The following is a 20,016-nucleotide window of genomic DNA, read 5'->3' on the forward strand; positions in this document are numbered from 1 at the left end:
TCGGGTGAACCCTCTGGTGGGGTCAGAGGGTTGGCACCAGGCCGCCGTCACACCGGAGGGCGGTGCCCGTGATGTACGCGGCCTGGGCGCTGCACAGAAACGCGGCGGCGGCGCCGAACTCATCGGGTTCGCCGTAGCGGCCGGCCGGGATCGTGGCCTTGGACGCGGCCTCGATCTCGTCCAGCGGCTGTCCGGTGCGCTGGGCGGCGGCCTCGTCGATCTGCCGGGCCCGCGGGGTGGCGATGCGCCCGGGGAGCAGGGAGTTGACCGTCACGCCCTGTGCGGCCACCTCGGCGGCGAGGGTTTTGAGGTATCCGGCGAGCGCCGCGCGTCCGAGGTTGGACAGCGAGAGGTTCGGCAGGGGCGCCTGGACGCTCGTCGAGCTGATGCTCAGGATGCGGCCCCAGCCCTTCTCGACCATGGCCGGCAGGGTGCCCCGCACCAGGATCTCCTGGGGGGTGACCAGCGTGGCGATGGCCTGTGCGACCCCGGCGGAGTCGGTGGCGCGGGCCGGTCCCGGCGCGGGGCCCGGCCCGTTCAGTACGAGGATGTCGAGGTCGCCGACGGCCTCGCGGGCGGCCGTGAGGAGCCGCTCGGCGCCGCCGTCCGCGACCAGGTCACAGCCCACGCCGACCGCGCGCGGCAGCTCGCCCGCCACCTCCTTGGCGCGCTCGGCCGACCGGCCGGTGATCACGACGTTGACCCCTTCTTCCGCCAGGGCCCGGGCGGTCGCCCGGCCGAGACCGGACGTGGATGCGCAGATGAGAGCGGTTTTGCCTGCCAGACCGAGTTGCATGGCACCTTTCCTTTTCGGCTCGCACCGTCTTAAATATTAGACGCTGTCTTATATGCAAACCAGATGGTGCCCATGGGGGAGTGCCGCGTCAAGGCTTGACGCATGTCGAAGTCGAGAGTCAGACTCCGATTTCTCGGACACCATCCAATATCTCGTCACTGGTCGAACGGCCATTGACACCCGCACATCGAGAGGCATGACCGTGACCGTCACCCAGCCCCCAGTGCCGTCCGCAGCCCCGAAACGGCCTCGTGTGGCGCGGCAGCGACCCCGGTGGTCCGAGCTCCGCGAGGTTCTGCAAGTCCGCCGGCCGACCCTCAACCCGGTCGAGCGGCGGCTCGGGGCCGCGCTGAGCATCCGCGATCTCCGTAAGGTGGCGGTGCGTACGACACCGCGCGCGGTGTTCGACTACGTGGACGGCGCGGCCGACGCGGAGCTGACCGCGCGGCGGAACAGGGCGGCCTTCGCGGCGGTCGAACTCGTACCGGAGTATCTGTCGCCGGTCGACCATCCGGACCTGTCCACCCGGGTGTTCGACCGGGAGATCGCGATGCCGCTGATCTTCGCGCCGACCGGATACACCCGGATGATGCACCACGAGGGCGAGGCGGCGGTCGCGCGCGTGGCCGCCGGCCACGGCCTGCCGTACACGCTGTCCACCGTGGGCACCTCGACCGTCGAGGACGTCGCCGCGGCGGCCCCCGGCGGCGAACACTGGTTCCAGCTCTATCTGACCCGCGACGAGCGCCTCAACGCGGAACTCCTCGACCGCGCGCTCGCGGCCGGATTCACCACCGTGGTCCTCACCGTGGACACACCCGTGGCGGGCCGCCACCCCAAGGACATGCGCAACGGCCTCACGATCCCGCCGTCGCTCACCCTGCGGACGCTGTTCGGCATGGCCCGCTACCCGTCCTGGGTGCTCAACAAGCTGACCACGGCCCCGATCACGTTCGCGTCGCTGCGCAGCATGACCGGCGAGACGGATGTGATCGACGCCGTACGGGTGGCCGACGTGGTCTTCGAACCGACGCTGAACTACGACCATCTGGCGTGGCTGCGCGCCAACTGGCCGCATCGGCTGCTGGTCAAGGGCGTCCTCAGCCCGCGCGCCGCGCGCCGCGCCATCGAGACGGGCGCGGACGGTGTGGTCGTGTCCAACCACGGCGGACGGCAGCTCGACCGCACCCCGGCCACCCTCACGGTGCTGCCCGAGATCCGCGAGGAGCTCGGCCCCGACGCCACGGTGATCCTCGACAGCGGCGTCACCCATGGCCAGGACATCCTCGCCGCGCGGGCACTCGGGGCGGACGCGGTCATGATCGGCCGCGCCTATCTGTACGGCCTGATGGCCGGTGGCGAGCGGGGCGTGGAGCGCGCCGTCACGATCCTGCGCGAGGAGTACTCACGCAGCCTGCAACTGCTCGGGCTGAAGGCGAGCGACGCCATCGCGCGGCATCACGTGCGGATGCCGTGAGCGGCCGTATGAGGTGCGCGGCCGTATGAGGTGAGTGGCCGCATGCCGTGAGCGGTGTGGGAACGGCAGCGGGCCCGCCGGGGGAGGCGGGCCCTCTGCTCCGATCTCGGCTCAGGAGACCCGCTGGGGAACGCCCAGCGGGTTCGCGTCGCGCAGTGCGGGCGGCAGCAGGTGCTGCGGCACACCCTGATACGCGACCGGCCGCAGGAACCGGTGGATGGCCTCGGTGCCGACCGAGGTCGTGGCCGGTGCCGTGGTGGCCGGGTAGGGGCCGCCGTGCTGCTGGGCGTAGGTGACCGACACGCCCGTGGGCCACTGGTTCCACAGCACACGTCCGGCCTTGGCGGCCAGCAGCCTGATCAACTCCGCGGCGACGGTGTCGTCGTCCTCGCCCTGGATGGACGCGGTGAGCTGTCCGTCGATGGCCTTCGCCACCTCGAGCAGTTCGCTCTCCTCCGCGTACTCCACGACCAGCGCGGTCGGCCCGAACACCTCCCGGATGAGCGTCTCCGGGTCGCGGAGCAGGTCGGCCGAGGTCGTGCACAGCACCGTCGGGGACGGATCGGCGCCGTCGTGGTCGCCACTCACCAGGACGCGCACCCCGGCCGTGTCGCGCAACTCCCGCAGCACACTCGCGTAGGAGGTCCGGATGCGCTCGTTGAGCAAGGTGAGCGGCGTGTCCGGGACCGCGCCGGGCAGCTCGTCCACCAGCCTGGCCGACGCCGGGACCAGCAGGATGCCGGGCTTGGTGCAGAACTGCCCGGCGCCGAGGGTGAACGACCCGACGAACTCGGAGACGATCGTGGCCCCGCGCCGCTCGGCGGCGGCCTCCGTCACGAAGACCGGGTTGACGCTGCCGAGCTCACCGAAGAACGGGATGGGCTCCGGACGGCCGCCCGCGAGGTCGAAGAGCGCCCGGCCCGCCTCGGTCGATCCGGTGAACGCGCCCGCCTTCACCCGCGGATCCACGATCGCCTTTCGGCCCGCCTCCGTTCCGAAGACCACGTCGAAGAGCCCCTCGGGCGCGCCGCTGGACCGCAGCGCCCGCTGCACGACCTCCGCCGTGGCGGCCGAGAGCCTGGGGTGGCCGGAGTGGGCCTTGACCACGACCGGGCAGCCCGCCGCGAGCGCCGAGGCGGTGTCACCGCCCGCCACGCTGAACGCGAACGGGAAGTTGCTCGCGGAGAAGACGACGACCGGGCCGAGCGGTTCGAGCACCCGGCGCAGATCGGGCCGCGGGCCCATCGGCCACGCGGGGTCGGCGCGGTCGATCGTCGCCCCGAGGTACTCGCCCCGCGTCACCGCCTCGGCGAAGAGCCGGAGCTGGAACACCGTACGGACCATCTCGTTGCGCAGCCGGGTCTCCCCGAGGGACGTCTCCTCGTCCGCGATGGCCACCAGCTTCGGTGCGGCCTCCTCGAGCGCGGACGCGATGGCTTCGAGGAACGGGGCGCGGTCGGCCGGCTCGAGACGGCTCCACTGCTCGAACGCGCCGGTGGCGGCATCGAGTTTCCGCACCAGCTCCAGCGCGTTGGTCGCATCGGTCATCAGGCGTGCTCCCTCATCATGTCTTATATATGAGACGTAATCTCACTCTCAAGACACAGTTACATGCGTCGGCCCCTCCGTCAACGCGCTTGACGGCCGCCGAGACGGGCTCACATACTCAACCCGTAAGACAACGTCTGAAGTTTCGTACACGGTGGACAGAGTGAGGCGTGGCTCCATGAAGGCAGCAGTACTGCACCGGCCCGGTGCGCCGTTGACCGTCGAGGACGTCGAGCTCGACGCCCCCGGACCGGGCGAGGTCACCCTCCGTGTGCTCGCCGCCGGGGTGTGCCACAGCGATCTGCACTACATGAACGGCGACCTCAACGTCCGCCTGCCCGCGGTGCTCGGGCACGAGGGGACGGGCGTCGTGGAGCGGGTGGGGGAGGGGGTGACCCGGGTCCGCCCCGGCGACACCGTCATCACGTTGTGGCGCCCGCGGTGCGGTGACTGCGAGTTCTGCACCACCGGCCGCCCCGCCCTGTGCGCGCTGGGCCGGGTGCAGGCGGCCTCCGGCGGTCTGCTCGACGGCACGTCACGGCTGAACCTGAACGGCGAGAAGCTGCACCACCTCATGGGGGTCTCCTGCTTCGCCGAGCGATGCGTCGTGTCCGAACGGTCGGTCCTCACGATCGATCCGGACGTTCCGCCGGAGATCGCGGCGATCACCGGATGTGCCGTGGTGACCGGGGCCGGCGCCGCGCTGAACGTCATGAAGGACGCCACCGGAGAGGGCGTCGTGGTCATCGGTGCCGGTGGCGTCGGGCTGAGCGCGGTGATGGGGCTGCGCCTCGTCGGCGCCGATCCGATCGTCGCCGTCGACACGGTGGACGCCAAGCTGGAGAAGGCACGTGAGCTGGGCGCCACCCATGCGGTCAACGTCCGCACGCACAGCCTCGCCGAAGAGCTCACCAGGATCTCGCCGCGTCCGATGGCCTGGTCGCTGGACGCGGTCGGCAGGCCCGAGACACTCGCCCAGGCGGTCGAGGTCGTGGGCACCGGCGGGACCGCCGTCGCCGTCGGCCTCGGCAAGGTGGGCGCCACCGCGGCCGTGCCCGTCAACCCCCTGGTGCAGCAGGAGAAGCGGCTGATCGGCAGCCTCTACGGCTCGGCCAACACACCGGTCGACATCCCCAAGCTCGTCGAGCTCTTCAAGACCGGCCGGCTGCCGCTCGACAAGCTGCTGGGCGAACGGTACGAGCTGTCGGCGGTCAACGAGGCGTACGAGGCGCTGGCGCGGGGGGCCACCGGCCGTGCGGTGATCGTTCCCGGTCCTAAGCTGTGAGTGCGGACCGGCCCGCGAACGGACTCGGTGGCAGGGGAGAACGATGAACAAGGAACTGGTCGCGGAACTGGGCCGACGGTTGTGGCAGGCGAGTGGCGGAGCCGCCGCGGTCGAATCGACGGGGGTGGACTCGGCCGTGGCCGATCGGCTCGATGGCATCGAGTTGGCCTATGCCGTCCAGGGCGCCACCCACGACCTGGCGATCGCGGCCGGTGAGCGGGCGATCGGCTACAAGGTCGGCCTCACGGCGCAGCCCGCGCGGGAGACCTTCGGTGCCGATGAGCCCGCCGCCGGCTACCTGCTCGCGAGCAGGCTGCTCGAGGACGGTGAGCCCCTCTCCACGGCCGGTCTTTTCGCCCCGCTGGCGGAAGTGGAGGTGGCCTTCACCCTCGGCGAGGCGCTGCCCGGTCCGCGGGTGACCGCTGGGGACGTCCGCGATGCCACCGCCGCCGTGGCACCGGCCTTCGAGATCGTCGACAGCCGGTGGCGCGGCGGCGCGCGAACGCTCCCCATGCTCGTCGCCGACAACACCAACGCCGCTCGCGCGATGGTGGGCCCCGCGGTCGCGCCGTCGGCGGCCCTGGACCTGTCGAAGATCGCCGCCACGCTGACGATCGGCTCCCGCACGGTGCCGGGGAGCGCGGCCGCCGTCATGGGCGACCCCGCCGAGGCGGTGGCATGGCTCGCCCGGCATCTGCTGCGCGGTGGAAGGCGACTGGAAGCCGGGGACATCGTCCTGAGCGGCACCCTGTGCGCACCGACGGCGATCAGCGCGGGCGACCACCTGGTGGCCGACCTCGGTGAGCTGGGCCGGATCGCCCTCGACGTCAACTGACCACCAGGGGCTGGGGCCAGGACGTATGCGGCCCCAGTCGGTGTGTGGGTGCGTCAGCGCAGCGCACGGTCCGCGGTGAGAACACGGGGCGTCTCGGCCAGCAGGGTACGCAGCCGGTCCACGGACAGCGGGGCGCCCGGGTCCGCGGGGGGCCGGGTCCGGAACGTGCCGCCGGACCTGATCTCCTCGGCCATCTTGGCCTTGGCGGCGTTCAGCGCGTCGATGTCGGCGAAGTAGGGCACCACGTAGGCGGCGGTGTCCGGCTCGAAGCGCCAGCTCTCGGCCAGGGGGCCCGCGTCGACGGTGTCGAAGCCCAGCCGGTCGATCAGGGCGGCGGCGCTCGCCCTCGCCTCCGGGTCGTCACCGGCGATCGGCAGGGCGCTGCGGTCGGCGGCTCCGGTGGGACGGGCGAGCGCCGGGATGTGGCCGTCGTTGATGTTGTTGAACGCCTTGACGAGCTTCGCGCCGGTCAGATGTCGCTGGACGAGCTCGCTCGTGGTGGTCTTGCCCGAGTCGAGCTCCTCGAAGTCCCCGTCGCGGAACGGGTAGTAGTTGATCGTGTCGAGCACGACCTTGCCCGCCAGTGCGGCGGCCGGGAGCCGGCGGTAGGCCGCCAACGGGATGCTCACCACCACCCACTCGCCCGCCCGGGCCGCCTCCTCGGGTGTCCCGGCGCGGGCGCGCTCCCCGAGCTCGGCGACCGTCTGGGCCAGGGTCTCGGGACCGCGGGAATTGGACAGGACGACGTCGATGCCCGCCGCGATCGCGAGCCGGGCCAGTTTCGTGCCGATGTTGCCGCTGCCGATGAAGCCAAGCGTTGCCATGAAAGAGGTCTCCTCATCTGACGGACCTGTGGTCCGCGGGCGCTTCTGTATCGGGTTTCGGGTTTCGGGTCTCAGGGCTCAGGTCTCGGAGCCGGGCCCGGGCCCGGGCGAGAACGGGTGCGCGGCGGCCGGGGCCTCGCGAACCACCGAAACCGGAGCGGATGCTCCCGTTGAAGGTAACACAACCGGAGCACGTGCTCCGCAACATCCGGAGCGAGTGCTCCGTAAAGCCGCCTGTACGCTGAATGCCGTGACCAGCGCCGACCAGTCCACGCCCACGCAGCCCCCCGCCAGGCGCGCCCGCCGGGCGGACGCCGAGCGAAACCGCGCCGCGATCATCGAGGCGGCCGGTGTGGTCTTCGCCGAACAGGGCTGCGCCGTCGATGTCCGCGAGATCGCCCGGCGCAGCGGCGTCGGCATGGGCACGCTCTACCGCCACTTCCCGGCCAAGGACGATCTGCTCGTCACCGTCCTGGAGCTGGAATTCACCTCCTGGCTCACCGCCGCCCATGAGGCGGCGGCCGCGACCGAGGACCCCTGGGAGGCCCTGACCGGCTTCTTCGAACAGACCCTCACCAACCAGGCCCGCAATCGCGCCCTCGTCGAGAGCTACACCGCCACCGGCGCCCCCTCGCGCGTATGCGCCCGGTACCGCGACGCCTTCATCGACGAACTGCGCACCCGCTGCGCGGACGCCGGACTTCTGCGCGACGGCGTCACCACCGCCGATCTCGTCCTGCTCAGCACCTCCCTGAGCCAGGCCGTCCAGGCGACCGACGACAGTCACCCCGGTCAGTGGCGCCGCCTCCTGCGCATCTCCCTCGACGGGCTCGGCAGCCGCAACACCGAGCCACTGCCCGAGCCGGCGCCCCACGCGGACACCGGAGCATAGTGTCTGATATTTTGGACATCGTCCGCGGAAACGTGTTCCGCTGAAACGTGTGCTGGGAGGCCATCGTGGCGCGTCTCACCGCTCCGGCCCTTCGCCGGGGTCTGGACATCCTGGAGCTGCTCATCGACCAGGACGAGGGGCTACGGGTTCCGGAGATCACCCAACACCTCGGCCTGCCCCGTGCCACCACGCACGAACTCGTCAACACGCTGGCCGACCGCGGCTATGTGACGATCGCCAAGGAGACCGGACGCGTCGCGATAGGGCTCAGCGCCCTGCGTCTCGGCGCCGGCTACGAACGCGGGCTCGACCTCGCCACCGTGGGCCGGGAGTGCGCCGGCGAGGTGGCACGGGCATGCGGCGAAACGGTCCAGGTCGTCGTGCGGGACGGCGGGTTCGCGGTGTTCGTCGTGCGCATCGACAGCAAGTACTCGGTCCGGCTGGTGTCCCAGGTGGGAAGCCGTCTGCCCGCCTCCTGCACCGCGGGCGGAAAGGCCCTGCTGAGCGCCCTCTCGGCGCGGGAACTCGATGAGCTGTTCCCGAACGACGAGGCGCTGCGGCAGATGACCTCCAACAGCATCTCCACACGCGAGCGGCTGCTGTCCGAAATCGAAACGGCCCGTGAGCGCGGCTGGACCGAGGAGTTCTGCGAGTCCAACGACCACGCGGCCTGCGTCGCCGCCCCGGTACACGACCGCCTCGGCAACTGCGTGGCGGCCATGAGCATCTCGGTGCCCACCCCGCGGTGGGGCGACGCGGAAAAGGAGCACTACGTCGAGCTGGTCCAGGGCGGCGCGAAGGCCATGGCGCGACGCCTGGGGGCGAGCGTGCCGTCGTAGGCGGATGAGGCCCGCGCGACGGGGCATCCTCCGGTCGTACGGGCCATCCTCCCGTCGCACGAGCCATCCTCCCGTCGTACGGGCCTGCTTCGGGACGGGTCCCGGAGGAGGGCGCGGACCCTGGTGGGTGTGGGTGCGTGCCCGCGCGCGTGTCGAGAGCCGCCCGAACCGAGGAGACCGCCGATGCCCCTCTCCGCCAGCCTCGCGCGCGGAGTCGCGCCCAGCACGCCCGGCATGCTGCACGCCCGCACGGTGACCGGCGACCTCAGCGCCCCGCCCCGGCCGGGGCTGACGGTCCGCTTCGGGCGGGGCGAGAAGCCGGATGTGGATCTGGGCGTCGGTGTGGACGACCTCCGGGTGAGCCGGCGCCACGGCGAGCTGACGTACCGCCAGGGGCAGTGGTGGCTGCGGAACACCGGGCGGCAGCTCGTCCGGCTGCCACGCGGCACGATGATGCACCTCAGCACCGAGCCGATCCCGCTCGACACCGGCTACACCCCGCTCTTCGTCAAGGGCTCCGGCTACCGTGAGCACCTGGTCGAGCTCTATGTGGCGGGCCACGACGACCAGGGCCCGGTGTCGCGGCGGCGCGCCGAGACGCTCCGGCCGGAGATCTGGCCGCTCGACGACGACGAACGGCTGCTGCTGGTCGTCCTCGGCCAGCGGTATCTGCTGTACGAGGAGGATCCGCGCCCGCTGACGTACGCCACGGCGGCCAAGCAGCTCGGCTACCTCCGCACGGGCGCGGGCTGGAACGAGCGCAAGATCGAGTACCGCGTCGAGGCCGTACGCCGCCGGCTGCACAGCACCGGCTTCAGATACCCGGTGATGCACGACAAGTCGCAGGGCCGCCCCGCCGACAACGGGCTGCTGCACAACCTGCTCAAGGGGCTGGTGGAGTCCACCACGCTCGTACCCCCCGATCTGGACCTCATCGAGGACGACGCCCTCTGGCCCGATCCCGCGCCGGAGGCGTAGCCCGAGCCACTCCGCGCTGCCCGCCTCGTTTCCGGGACCCGTTTCCGGGACCCGTTTCCGGGACCCGTCCCGGAAACGGCGGCGAATCATGCCTGTCGCCGAACGAACAGGAAGGAGCACCCTCATGAGGTGCATGCGCATCGTCGTCCTCGCGGGCAGCACCGTGGCCGCCACGACGGCCGCCCTCGCGCTCCCGGCGCGGGCCGACATCCCCGCCCGCGACCACACCCCGGCCGCCCAGTGCGAGTACCCCGCCGACGTCCTCGATCTGACCAACTGGAAGCTGACCCTGCCCACCGGTGAGGACGAGGACCCGACCGACATCACCCAGCCCGATCTCGCCACCTTCTCGGCCAAGCCCTGGTTCCAGGTCACCGGGGGATGCGACGCGGTCCAGTTCCGGTCCGCCGTCAACGGCGTGACGACGGGCGGCTCCAGCTACCCGCGCGCCGAGCTGCGGGAGATGACCGACGACGGGGAGGAGGAGGCCGCGTGGTCGACCACCGAGGGCACCCACACCCTCGTGGTCAAGGAGGCGTTCACCGCGCTCCCCAAGGAGAAGCCGCACCTGGTCGGCGCCCAGATCCACGGCGGGGACGACGATGTCACGGTCTTCCGCCTCGAAGGCAGCAAGCTCTACATCACCGACGGCGACGACGCCCACCACCACCTCGTCACCGACGACTATGAGCTGGGCACCGAGTTCGAGGCCAAGTTCGTGGCGCGGAACGGGAAGATCACCGCCTATTACAACGGGGAGCGTGAGACCACGATCTCCTCCGACGGCGACACCAACTACTTCAAGGCGGGGGCGTACACGCAGGCCAACTGCGACAACTCGGACCCCTGCGAGGATGACAACTACGGTGAGGTCCACATATCCGGCATCGAGGTCACCCACTCCTGACCAGGGGGACGCGGTGCCGGGTCCCACCCGTCGCGGGGAGGCCCGGCACCGACGCGCCGACTCACCGACGCGCCGACTCACCGACGCGCCGACTCACCGACGCGACGCGCACCGATGGCATGTGACCGTGGCGCCTGCCCCCGTCGCATGTGCTTCCGCAACACCGCAACCTCCACAAAGGTGAAGATTTCTGGAGTGGTGGGTGAATTCCCCTCTCAACCGGCCAGGTCCCACGCGCCTCCGGCGCACACCGAGCCCCGCACCGCCCTCACGAACGCCGCGATCGGTACGTGTCTTTCCGCGTACGCAGTAAGTTCGATCCGCGTGCGCTAACGGCAGACAGCAGCGGTTCCGGTCTCGCAGGAGGGGAGTGTCGTCGTGCGGCGGGGGGAGAAGGTCGGCAAGTACCGGCTCACCAAGGGGCCCGTCGAGGGAGGGAGAGGCGCGGTCTGGTTCGCCGTCGACACGGAGCTGGGCCGGTCCGTCGTCCTCAAGCGGGCCTTGCTCGAGGGCAACGGTCAGGCCGACTTCGACGAGTTGCTGGCCGAAGCCCGCGCTCTGGCGAAGTTCAGCCACCCGAACGTGGTCACCCTCTACGACGCCGTCCGCGCGGGCAAGGGCAGGAACGCCACGTTCTGGCTGGTGATGGAGCATGTGACCGGCGGCAGCCTGGACGTCCCGGTGAAGCTGGCCCCCGAGCTCGCGGCACACATCGGCGCACAGATCGCGGCCGCGCTGGCGGCCCTGCACGACAAGGGCATCGTGCACTGCGACGTCAAGCCCGGCAATATCGTGATCACCCCCGACAGGGTGGCCAAGCTGACCGACTTCGGGGCCGCGTACCGGGTGGACGGCAGTGAGACGATCACGCCCAACGGGCCGGTCAGCCTCACCCCCTTCTTCGCCGCCCCCGAGGCGTTCCGGGGCGCGCCCGAGCGTGCGTCCGATGTGTTCTCGCTCGGTGCCACGATGCACTGGCTGGTGACCGGGACTCCGCCGATGCGCGGCGCCGGGCGGGCGGTCCGGATGGAGGCCATCAGCCCCCAGGTCGGGCCGCTCGGATCCATCCTCTCCGCGATGCTCCAGCGCGACCCCGGGGCCCGGCCCACCGCAGCCGAGGCGCTCACCGCCCTCGCGGACATCGCGGGGCCCCCGGACCAGTTCCCGACCCTCCCGATGGCCCCGTCGACCACGCCCTACACGGACGTCCTGACGCGCGGTGAGGCCCCGGTGGCAGGGCCGCCGCGCCGCACGGCGACGCTGGTCCAACGGCGCCCTTTACTCATGGCCGGCGCCGCCGCCGTCACGGCACTGGCCATCGCCGTTCCGTTCATCGTGATGAGCCTGGGGGACGAGGACGGGGACAAGGCCAACCCGGCACCGGACAAAACGGCCGCCACGGGCTTCATCGGCGACCCCCGTACGGCCGACCCCTGCGCCCTGCTGAACGCCACCGTGTTCCACCGGTACGACGAGGCCAAACTCGACCGTGACTACGGCAACTTCAACCGGTGCGACATCCTCCTGAAGGAGCGGAGCGAGGAGGTCGTGGACATCAGGGTGGAGCTCGACGCCGATTCGCTGCCGGAGGGCGTGGCGAGGAAGACCGAGGGCAGGGTCACCGTCGTGGAGCGCACCGCCGAGGACGACGAGTGCGAGCGGGCCGTGGCGGTGACCGGCGCCCGCGACAACAGCCTCCGGGTCACCGCGGCGGCGCGACAGCCCGACGAGATCAAGGAGCCGCTGTGCGACACCGCCGATCGCGCCGCGGGAGTCGCGGTCAAGGTGCTCAACCGCGGTGAGATCCCACGGCGTTCCCCGGACTTTCCGTCCAGCTCGCTGGCACACCTGGACGCGTGTACGTTGCTCGACGTCAAGGCGCTGGAGAAGGTGCCGGGGATCGACGCCCGGGACCCGGACGTCGGATTCGGCCGCTGGGAGTGCCAGTGGAAGTCCACCACTCGCGCGTTCGAGGTGGACTTGCGCTTCGACCAGGGCGATCTGCCGCGCGACAAGGGCGCCCGGTCCACCAAGCTCAGCGATCACCAGGCCATCGTGCTGCCGGAGGACGAGGGCCCGGGGAGCTGCCGCGTCGAGGTGGTCCACCGTGAGTACACCGGCCTGGACCGGGTGGAGGGCACCGAGCGGGTGGCCCTCGTCCTCAAGGGGGCGGGCCGCAAGGGAAAGCCCTGTGAACTGGCCACCGACCTCGCCGGGTCGGCCGCCGCAACGTTGCCACCTGCCTGAACCGTCACGACGGCGCCGACGGCGGCCTCATATCGACCGGCGGCCTCACGCCGCCCTGGGGAGGCGGGCGCGCCAGGTGTGCGATGTCCGCTCCACGCTCGCGGCCAGTTTCCTGGTGGCCGGGTCGGCGCCGGCCGAGCGCTCCGAGTGGGCGATCTTCGCCGCCTGGTCGAGATGTTCGCGCATCGCCGCGAGGAGGAGCGCGTCGAAGGCGGTGCCCTTCGCCCGCTCGATGGTGCGCAGTTCGTCCTCCGTCACCATGCCGGGCATGTCGTGCCCCTCGTGGGGATTGGTGTCGGGTACGCCCGCCCGGACGAGCAGCTTTCGCAGCCGGACGAGTTCGCCGCGACAGGCGGTGGCCACCGGTTTCGCCCACTTCTCCACCCCCGCCTCGGAGGAGTGGCCCGGGACCAGGTCCAGCAGGCGGACCGCCTGGTCGTCCATCGCGATCATCAGCTGGATCCAGCCGATGTCGCTGGAGTTGAACGTCCCCGACGTCGCTTGCCCGCTCGGCGCCCGCGTGGCGGGGTGCCGCGCCGCCGACGTCGACCGTGCCTCGCCCGACGGCTTCCCGCTGCCCCCGCCGCATCCCGCGGCGAGCAGCACCACCAGCACCACCCCCACCGCTACGGACGCCGCGCGCCGCGCGGCCGTGGCCGCTGTCATGTCGACTCCCCTCGTCACTCGCGGGCATGGGCGTGGGCGGAGCCCCCCGTCACGGGGCTCCGCCCACCGGCAGGGCGGGGCCGCCCTGCCGGGCTGTGCGTTCTCCTCATCGGTCAGGGACGGCCGTCGGCGTCGCACTTGACGATCACATTGATGCAGTCACGCACCCGCCGGGCCATCTCGTCCTCGGGCCAGGCGTTGAAGAAGTCACCGTGCATGGTGTACCCGGCGCCCGACGCCAGCTTGAGTCGCGCGGGGTCGCCGTTGACCGGGTAGCGGAGTACCTGGCGCAGCTTCGGCACGGCCACCGGGTGGGTCGCCGGGCACTGGCCACCGACCGGGTATGCCATGTGGCTCTTGTGGTCGGGGGAGTCCAGGTCCTTCCCGTTCCAGCACTGGGGGAAGTCGAGGTAGGACTCCAGCATCGAGTCGGACGGGCAGTTCACGAAGTCCTTGGAGGGGTTGACCTCTCCGTGGTGCAGGCACGACCAGCGTGCGATGGACGTGGGGTCGCCGACCCCGGTGGCCTTGGCGTTGCCCGCCACGATCCGCAGTCCCTGGGGGAGCGGCTTGATGGTCGCGATCACATCGTCGTGCACGCCTTCACCGAGGTAGTAGAAGGTGGTGCCGGTGGGCTCGATCTCCTTGCCGTCGGCATAGAGGGTGGGGGTCCAGTACGACGACAGGTCGGTGGTCGGGCTGCAACTGGTCCGGCCCCGCTTCAGGGCGGCCAGATCGGTGTGTGCGTTGGTCGAGTCGTTGCCGAAGAAGCTGTGCATATGGGACGCGCCGGGGAGCCCCGGGAACACGATCGGGTCGTCCGGCAGCCGATGGGTGAACGGGCACTCGGCGACGAACTCCGCGACGCGCACCGGTGCTTCGGCGCTCCGCGGACTCGACGCGGCCTTGTCGGCGGCGCGGAGATCGGCCCGCGCACTGGCCGAGCCGGTGGACAGCATGGACAGGATGAGGGCGACGGCGGCGAGGACGACACCCGGACCTCGCCGGCGGCCGAGGACGCGCCGTAACGGCGGGAAGCGCGGGGGTGTAGGCGACATGACTCTCCTTTCCGTGCGCACACGGGAAGAGCGGAAGAGCGGGAGAGGCAGCCCAGCGGTGTGGTCACGCGGGGCCGTCGAGAGAGCGCTCTCACAGAGCGTTGCTGCGGACGTTAAAGGTGACTCAGGTCACTGTCAAGAGTCCGCGGCAACGACGAGTCCGCTGCCGCTTTCGAGCCGGTGGAGTGCCGGTCAGTCCGTGGCGTTCCGGTCGTGCGTGGCGTCGGGCCCGGTCCGCTCGGCCGCGAGCAGGTGGATGAGCAGCAGCACGATCCCGGAGATCAGGAAGACGCGGGTGGCGGCCTCCAGTCCGTTCCACGTCTTGGACTGCCACATGGCGAACCACTCGCCACCGATGGCGATGAACCCGGCGCCGAACAGCAGCATCAGCATCAACAGCCCCACGGTGCTGGCCTGCCGGGCACGGCGGACGCTGCCCCCGCGCAGTCCCGCGCCCCACATGGCCGTCGCGGCGATGAGGACGAGGGCGGCGATGCTCTCCCAGACGATGATGGCGACGTAGGCGGTGTCCTGGAGAGCGGTGGACTTGATGGCCCGCCACATCAGGTCGTCGTCCTTGAACGTGGTGTCCATCGCCAGGACATGGCGGACGAATTGCTGATTGGTGTCGAAGTCGGTGATGTTGCCGAAGGCGACAAGCGCGATGTACAGGGCGATCGTCCCGGTGAGCACCGCCGAGACGGCGGAGTAGGTGCGAAGGGAACGTATTCTGCCGGCCGGCTCGCTCACGATGACTCTGTCTCCCCGTTGTATTCCGTTGATCGGACCGAGCCGTAGCGTACAACTGTTTGGCCCGGTGGGCCCGTTGGCGGGGAGACGCAGATCACATGCGTCCATGTCACAGGAGGTCGGGCCACCTCGTCTCAGGGGTGTAGCCACTGACAACCACCGAGGAGCACACCATGGACGCGCGACTGAACTACTTCGCCGACCCGACCGCGGGCAAGATCCTCAAGCCCATCATGGCGGCGGGCAAGGCGGTCAAGGAATCGCCGCTGCCGCCCGCCACACAGGAGCTGGTGGCGCTGCGTGTGAGCCAGATCAACGGCTGCGCCGTCTGCCTCGACATGCACACCAAGGAGGCCGCCGCGGCCGGTGAGACCGCGGTGCGGCTGAACCTGGTGGCGGCATGGCGGGAGGCCACGGTCTTCACCGACGCCGAGCGTGCCGCGCTGGAGCTGGCGGAGGCGGGGACCCGGGTGGCGGACGCGGCCGGCGGCGTCGGCGACGACGTGTGGGCGAACGCCGCCGAGCACTACGACGAGGAGCAGCTCACCGCCCTGGTGATCCTGGTCTCGTTCATGAACATGGTGAACCGGCTGAATGCCATCACCCGGCAGCCGGCGGGCGACTACCAGGTCGGGCAGTTCCACTGACCGGTATCGGCAACGGGTCCAGGGGGAGAGGAATCCGCGTGAGCGAGGTCGAGGAGTTCGAGGAGCTGCGGCCGCTGCTGTTCTCGATCGCCTACCGGATCCTGGGCAGTGTGAGCGAGGCCGAGGACGCGGTGCAGGAAACGTGGCTGCGCTTCGACCGCTCGGCCACCCGGCCCGCGTCCACCAAGGCGTATCTGTCGGCCACGGTGACCCGCATCTCGATCGATGTGCTGCGCTCCGCGCGGGTGCGACGGGAGGAATACGTGGGCCCGTGGTTTCCCGAGCCGCTGCTCAGCGATCCGTATCAGGATCCGGCCCGCGCGGTGGAGCTGGCCGACTCGGTGTCGATGGCGGCGCTGCTGCTCCTGGAGCGGCTCAGTCCGCTGGAGCGGGCGGTGTTCGTGCTGCGGGAGGTGTTCGCCTTCGGATTCGACGAGATCGCCACGGCGGTGGGGCGGTCGGAGGCGGCGTGCCGGCAGCTGCTGGTGCGGGCGCGGCGCCATATGGAAGCCGGGCGGCCGCGGTTCGCCGCGGACCGGCGGGAGCGGCAGGAACTGGCCACGCGGTTCTTCGACGCGCTGAAGGACGGCGATGTGGGCGGGCTGCGGAAGCTGCTGGCCGCCGATGTGCAACTGGTGGGGGACGGCGGCGGCAAGGCCCCGCAGCTGGCCAGGGCCGTCATGGGCGCGGAGAACGTGGCGCGGCTGCTGGGCGGGGTCTTCCCCTGGCTGCTGCGGATCGATGCGTCGTTGCGGCCGCACGAGGTCAACGGCCAGCCCGGTGCGATCCTCCGCGACCGGGACGGCAAGGTGCTCCACACCCTGGTCCTCGATGTGCTCGACGGGCAGATCCAGACCATTCGCACGGTGGTCAACCCCGACAAGCTGGGCCACCTCGGGCCGGTCGGCGACGCCTGGGCCGTGGACCGCGAGGTGAAGCGGGCCCGTCGGCGGCCGAACTGACCGTGGGACGCGAGCGTTCGACGCTCTTGGTAGTCTCGGGGAGCCAGTCGTGCCACATCCGAGGCCAGGGAATCCGGTGTGAATCCGGAGCTGACGCGCAGCGGTGAGGGGGACGGGCGGGGCATGTGACACCACTGGGAGGAGTCCGTGGCGGCCGTGGGGCCGTCGCGAACGAGCACCGGGAAGGAGCCCCGTCCGGACGAGCCCGAGTCCGAAGACCTGCTGGCACCTCCGCGCCCGGTGCGCGGGGGACGTCCGTAGGCCAGGCTCCGCGTACGAGCCCCGACCACCGAGGCTGCCCGTGCTCCGCTCCGCCCGCCGTACCGCGGCGTTCCTGCTCGCCCCCGCCCTGCTGCTCACCGCGTGCGGTGGCTCCGGCCATGACGACGCGGCCGCCGGAAAGCCCGCCGGTTCGGGCTATCCGCGCACGATCGACAACTGCGGCCACAAGACCACCTTGAAGTCCGCCCCGAAACGGGCCCTCTCGCTCAACCAGGGCACCACGGAGATCCTGCTCTCGCTCGGCCTCGCCGACCGCATGGTGGCCACCGCCACCTGGACCGACCCGGTGATGAAGGGCCTGGAGAAGGCCAATGCCACGGTGGAGCGTCTGGCCGACAACGCGCCGTCCTTCGAGAAGTCCCTGGACACCGAACCCGACTTCGTCACCGCCTCGTTCGTCTCCACTCTCGGCAAGGGCGGCGTGGCCACCCGCGAACAGTTCGAGAAGCTGGGCGTGCCCACGTATGTCTCGCCGTCCGACTGCGCGGCGGGCAGGGACACCGACAGCGGCGGCGACGGCTCCCGCGGCAAGCCCCTCACCCTCGATGTGGTGTACGGCGAGATACGCGACCTGGCCCACGCGTTCGGTATCGACGAGCGCGGCGAGAGGCTCGTCGCGCGGCTGAAGGAGCGCGTTCGCAAGGCCACGGACGGACTGGACGCCTCCGGTGTCTCCCTCATGTACTGGTTCGCCAACTCCCAGTCGCCCTACCTCGCCGGCTGCTGTGGCGCGCCGGGCGCCATCACCCGGGCCGTCGGGGCGGAGAACGCCTTCTCCGACACCCACGACGAGTGGCCGCAGATCAACTGGGAGACCGTGGCCGACCGCGACCCGGACGTCATCGTCCTCGGCGATCTCACGCGCAAGCAGCAGACCGCGGAGACCGCCGAGGCGAAGGTGCGTTTCCTCGAGACCAACGCCGCCACCCGCAATCTCACCGCGGTGAAGGAGAAGCGGTACATCCTGCTGAGCGGGCAGGCCATGAACCCGTCCATCCGCACGGTCGAAGGGGTGGAACAGGTCGCCGCCGGGCTGCGCGACTTCGGGCTCGCCAAGTGAGTACGCGCCAAGTGAATACGCGCCATGTGAGCACCCGCCGCGTGAGCGACCGTGACCTGGGCACCCGCCGCGTGAGCACCCGCCTCCTGCTGCTGATCGTGGGAGGGCTGGCCGCGCTGCTCGCGTCGGTCGCGTTCGCGGTGACCATCGGCCCGGCCGACATCTCCACGGCCGACGTATGGGCGGCGGTCACCGCCCATCTCGGCCTGGGGGAGAGCACCTTGCCGCCGCTTCGGGACGGCATCGTGTGGAACCTGCGCATGCCGCGCACACTGCTCGCCGCCGTGTGCGGGGCGGGCCTCGCCCTCTGCGGGGCCGTGATGCAGTCCCTGCTGCGCAATCCACTGGCCGATCCCTTCGTGCTCGGGGTGTCCTCGGGTGCCTCCACCGGCGCCGTCACCGTGGTCGTGCTCGGCGTGGGCGGCGGGGCCGTGTCCCTGTCGGCGGGCGCGTTCACCGGTGCGCTGCTGTCGTTCGGCCTGGTGCTGGTGCTCAGCCACACTCTCGGTGGCAGCACCGACCGCGTGGTGCTGTCCGGAGTGGCCGCCATGCAGCTGTTCTCCGCGCTGACCTCGTTCATCGTCCTCACCTCCGCGGACGCCGACACCACCCGGGCCGTGCTGTTCTGGCTCCTCGGCTCGCTCACCGGCGCCGGGTGGGGCGATGTGCTGCTGTGTACCGCCGTCCTGGCCGCCGTCCTCGTGGTCTGCCTCGGCTACGCCCGCACCCTGGACGCGTTCGCCTTCGGGGAGGAGGCCGCGGCGGCGCTCGGTGTCCGGGTGGCCCGTACCCGTCTCGTCCTGCTGTGCGCGACCGCGCTGCTCACCGCGACCCTGGTCAGCTCCGCCGGGGCCATCGGCTTCGTCGGCCTGGTCCTCCCGCATGCCACCCGCGCCCTCACCGGCCCCGGCCACGCCCGTCTGCTGCCGGTCACCGCACTGGCCGGGGCCATCTTCCTGGTGTGGGTGGACACCGCCGCCCGCACCGTCATCGACCCCCAGGAGGTCCCGGTGGGCGTGGTGACGTCCCTCATCGGCGTACCGGCCTTCGTCGCGGTGCTCTACCGCGGCCGGAGGAAGACATGACCGACTCCACCGCGGAAACCCCTGGGCTGGAGTCCGCCGCCACCCCGGAAGCGGCCTCCGGGCTCCGCGCCGACCGCGTCAGTCGCCGCACCGACGGCCGGCTGATCGTCGACGGCATCACCCTCACCCTGCGCCCCGGCGAGACGGTGGGCCTGCTCGGCCCCAACGGCTCCGGGAAATCAACCTTGTTGCGGCTGCTCGCCGGGATCCTCGCCCCCTCCGCCGGAGTGGTCACCCTGGACGGCCGCCCCCTGCCACAGGTCGGCCGCCGCGCCACGGCGCGCCGCATCGCCACCGTCGAACAGCACGCCCACACCCAGACCGAGCTGACCGTCCGCGAGGTGGTGGCCCTCGGCCGTATCCCGCACCGGCGCGCCTGGGCGTCGGCCTCCGCCGTGGACACCCGGGCCGTCGACGCGGCCCTGGAGCGCAGCGGACTGACCGACCGGGCCGGTCAGTCGTGGCACACCCTCTCCGGTGGCGAGCGCCAGCGCACCCAGATCGCCCGGGCCCTCGCCCAGGAACCGCGCGAGCTCCTGCTCGACGAGCCGACCAACCACCTCGACATCCAGCACCAGCTCGATCTGCTCGACCTCGTCGTCAGCCTGCCGATCGCCGCCGTGATCGCCCTCCACGACCTCAACCTCGCCGCGATGTACTGCGACCGCCTGCTCGTCCTCCGCGAGGGACGCGTCGTGGCCGAAGGCGCTCCCGGCGATGTGCTGACGCCGTCCTTGATCAAGCGGGTCTACGACGTCCAGGCCGATGTCACCCACGATCCGGGCCACCCGGTCATCCGCTTCCTGCGCAGGACGGCGAAGCCGTAGGACCCGGTCATAGAAGCCGTGAGATCCAAGCCCGTGTTGCGCGAGAGTGAC

Annotated in this window: 19 protein-coding genes and 1 riboswitch; of the genes, 13 read left to right on the forward strand and 6 right to left on the reverse strand. The window is 71.1% G+C overall.

Annotation, left to right across the window (positions count from 1 at the left end; genetic code table 11):
• Positions 1-22: 22 nt before the first annotated feature.
• The gene (locus tag JK364_RS11880) at positions 23-796 is read right to left on the reverse strand and encodes an SDR family oxidoreductase (RefSeq protein WP_201850459.1); all 774 of its coding nucleotides are present in this window, start codon (positions 794-796) and stop codon (positions 23-25) included.
• A 253-nt stretch (positions 797-1,049) separates the two neighbouring features.
• Between JK364_RS11880 and JK364_RS11885 the strand changes: the two genes are divergently transcribed.
• Positions 1,050-2,273, forward strand: a complete 1,224-nt coding sequence (locus JK364_RS11885; RefSeq protein ID WP_307841236.1) for an alpha-hydroxy acid oxidase — start codon at positions 1,050-1,052, stop codon at positions 2,271-2,273.
• Positions 2,274-2,384: 111 nt separating this feature from the next.
• Here the strand turns inward: JK364_RS11885 and JK364_RS11890 are convergent, their stop codons facing one another.
• Entirely contained in the window at positions 2,385-3,821 is a 1,437-nt protein-coding gene (locus JK364_RS11890) for an aldehyde dehydrogenase (NADP(+)) (RefSeq protein ID WP_201850460.1), read from the reverse strand.
• A 178-nt stretch (positions 3,822-3,999) separates the two neighbouring features.
• On the opposite strand from JK364_RS11890, the gene JK364_RS11895 reads away from it, so the two are divergent.
• On the forward strand, positions 4,000-5,106 hold the full coding sequence (locus tag JK364_RS11895; protein WP_201850461.1) for a zinc-binding dehydrogenase: 1,107 nt from the start codon (positions 4,000-4,002) through the stop codon (positions 5,104-5,106).
• A 43-nt stretch (positions 5,107-5,149) separates the two neighbouring features.
• Positions 5,150-5,941, forward strand: a complete 792-nt coding sequence (locus JK364_RS11900; protein ID WP_201850464.1) for a 2-keto-4-pentenoate hydratase — start codon at positions 5,150-5,152, stop codon at positions 5,939-5,941.
• A gap of 53 nt (positions 5,942-5,994) precedes the next feature.
• Here JK364_RS11900 and JK364_RS11905 read toward each other — a convergent pair whose 3' ends face one another.
• Positions 5,995-6,765 (reverse strand): NADPH-dependent F420 reductase, encoded by a 771-nt coding sequence (locus tag JK364_RS11905; protein WP_201850466.1) that lies wholly within the window; start codon positions 6,763-6,765, stop codon positions 5,995-5,997.
• 250 nt (positions 6,766-7,015) lie between these two features.
• Between JK364_RS11905 and JK364_RS11910 the strand changes: the two genes are divergently transcribed.
• The 5 genes from JK364_RS11910 (at position 7,016) to JK364_RS11930 (ending at position 12,628) form a co-directional block, all read left to right on the forward strand.
• Entirely contained in the window at positions 7,016-7,657 is a 642-nt protein-coding gene (locus tag JK364_RS11910; protein ID WP_201850468.1) for a TetR/AcrR family transcriptional regulator, read from the forward strand.
• A 65-nt stretch (positions 7,658-7,722) separates the two neighbouring features.
• Positions 7,723-8,496 carry an IclR family transcriptional regulator gene (locus JK364_RS57530; protein ID WP_201850469.1) on the forward strand — a complete coding sequence of 258 codons (774 nt, stop codon included), beginning with the start codon at positions 7,723-7,725 and terminating at the stop codon, positions 8,494-8,496.
• A 183-nt stretch (positions 8,497-8,679) separates the two neighbouring features.
• Complete coding sequence (locus JK364_RS11920) at positions 8,680-9,474, forward strand: FHA domain-containing protein (protein ID WP_201850470.1); 795 nt, start codon at positions 8,680-8,682, stop codon at positions 9,472-9,474.
• Between the two features lie 124 nt (positions 9,475-9,598).
• Positions 9,599-10,381: a polysaccharide lyase family 7 protein gene (locus JK364_RS11925; protein WP_230991777.1), complete on the forward strand. Its 783-nt coding sequence runs from the start codon at positions 9,599-9,601 to the stop codon at positions 10,379-10,381.
• A gap of 378 nt (positions 10,382-10,759) precedes the next feature.
• Positions 10,760-12,628: a serine/threonine-protein kinase gene (locus JK364_RS11930; protein WP_201850471.1), complete on the forward strand. Its 1,869-nt coding sequence runs from the start codon at positions 10,760-10,762 to the stop codon at positions 12,626-12,628.
• A gap of 45 nt (positions 12,629-12,673) precedes the next feature.
• On the opposite strand, the gene JK364_RS11935 is transcribed toward JK364_RS11930, so the two are convergent.
• The 3 genes from JK364_RS11935 to JK364_RS11945 form a co-directional block, all read right to left on the reverse strand.
• Positions 12,674-13,294, reverse strand: coding sequence for a DUF305 domain-containing protein (locus JK364_RS11935; protein WP_201850472.1), 621 nt, complete (start codon positions 13,292-13,294; stop codon positions 12,674-12,676).
• Between the two features lie 113 nt (positions 13,295-13,407).
• Positions 13,408-14,352: a DUF1996 domain-containing protein gene (locus tag JK364_RS11940; protein ID WP_201850473.1), complete on the reverse strand. Its 945-nt coding sequence runs from the start codon at positions 14,350-14,352 to the stop codon at positions 13,408-13,410.
• Positions 14,353-14,544: 192 nt separating this feature from the next.
• Complete coding sequence (locus JK364_RS11945) at positions 14,545-15,105, reverse strand: DUF2165 domain-containing protein (RefSeq protein ID WP_372461942.1); 561 nt, start codon at positions 15,103-15,105, stop codon at positions 14,545-14,547.
• 170 nt (positions 15,106-15,275) lie between these two features.
• On the opposite strand from JK364_RS11945, the gene JK364_RS11950 reads away from it, so the two are divergent.
• From JK364_RS11950 to JK364_RS11970, 5 genes are all read left to right on the forward strand, one after another.
• Positions 15,276-15,749, forward strand: coding sequence for a carboxymuconolactone decarboxylase family protein (locus JK364_RS11950; RefSeq protein ID WP_201850475.1), 474 nt, complete (start codon positions 15,276-15,278; stop codon positions 15,747-15,749).
• A 38-nt stretch (positions 15,750-15,787) separates the two neighbouring features.
• On the forward strand, positions 15,788-16,711 hold the full coding sequence (locus JK364_RS11955) for an RNA polymerase sigma-70 factor (RefSeq protein WP_201850476.1): 924 nt from the start codon (positions 15,788-15,790) through the stop codon (positions 16,709-16,711).
• A 27-nt stretch (positions 16,712-16,738) separates the two neighbouring features.
• Positions 16,739-16,952: riboswitch (cobalamin riboswitch) on the forward strand.
• Between the two features lie 60 nt (positions 16,953-17,012).
• On the forward strand, positions 17,013-18,053 hold the full coding sequence (locus JK364_RS11960) for an ABC transporter substrate-binding protein (RefSeq protein ID WP_372461940.1): 1,041 nt from the start codon (positions 17,013-17,015) through the stop codon (positions 18,051-18,053).
• 71 nt (positions 18,054-18,124) lie between these two features.
• Positions 18,125-19,138 (forward strand): FecCD family ABC transporter permease, encoded by a 1,014-nt coding sequence (locus tag JK364_RS11965; RefSeq protein WP_201850744.1) that lies wholly within the window; start codon positions 18,125-18,127, stop codon positions 19,136-19,138.
• Entirely contained in the window at positions 19,135-19,965 is an 831-nt protein-coding gene (locus JK364_RS11970; RefSeq protein ID WP_201850477.1) for an ABC transporter ATP-binding protein, read from the forward strand. The genes JK364_RS11965 and JK364_RS11970 overlap by 4 nt, the downstream gene beginning before the upstream one ends.
• The last annotated feature ends 51 nt before the right edge of the window (positions 19,966-20,016 follow it).

This window comes from Streptomyces endocoffeicus (genome assembly GCF_016741935.1).
GTDB classification, from domain to species: domain Bacteria; phylum Actinomycetota; class Actinomycetes; order Streptomycetales; family Streptomycetaceae; genus Streptomyces; species Streptomyces endocoffeicus.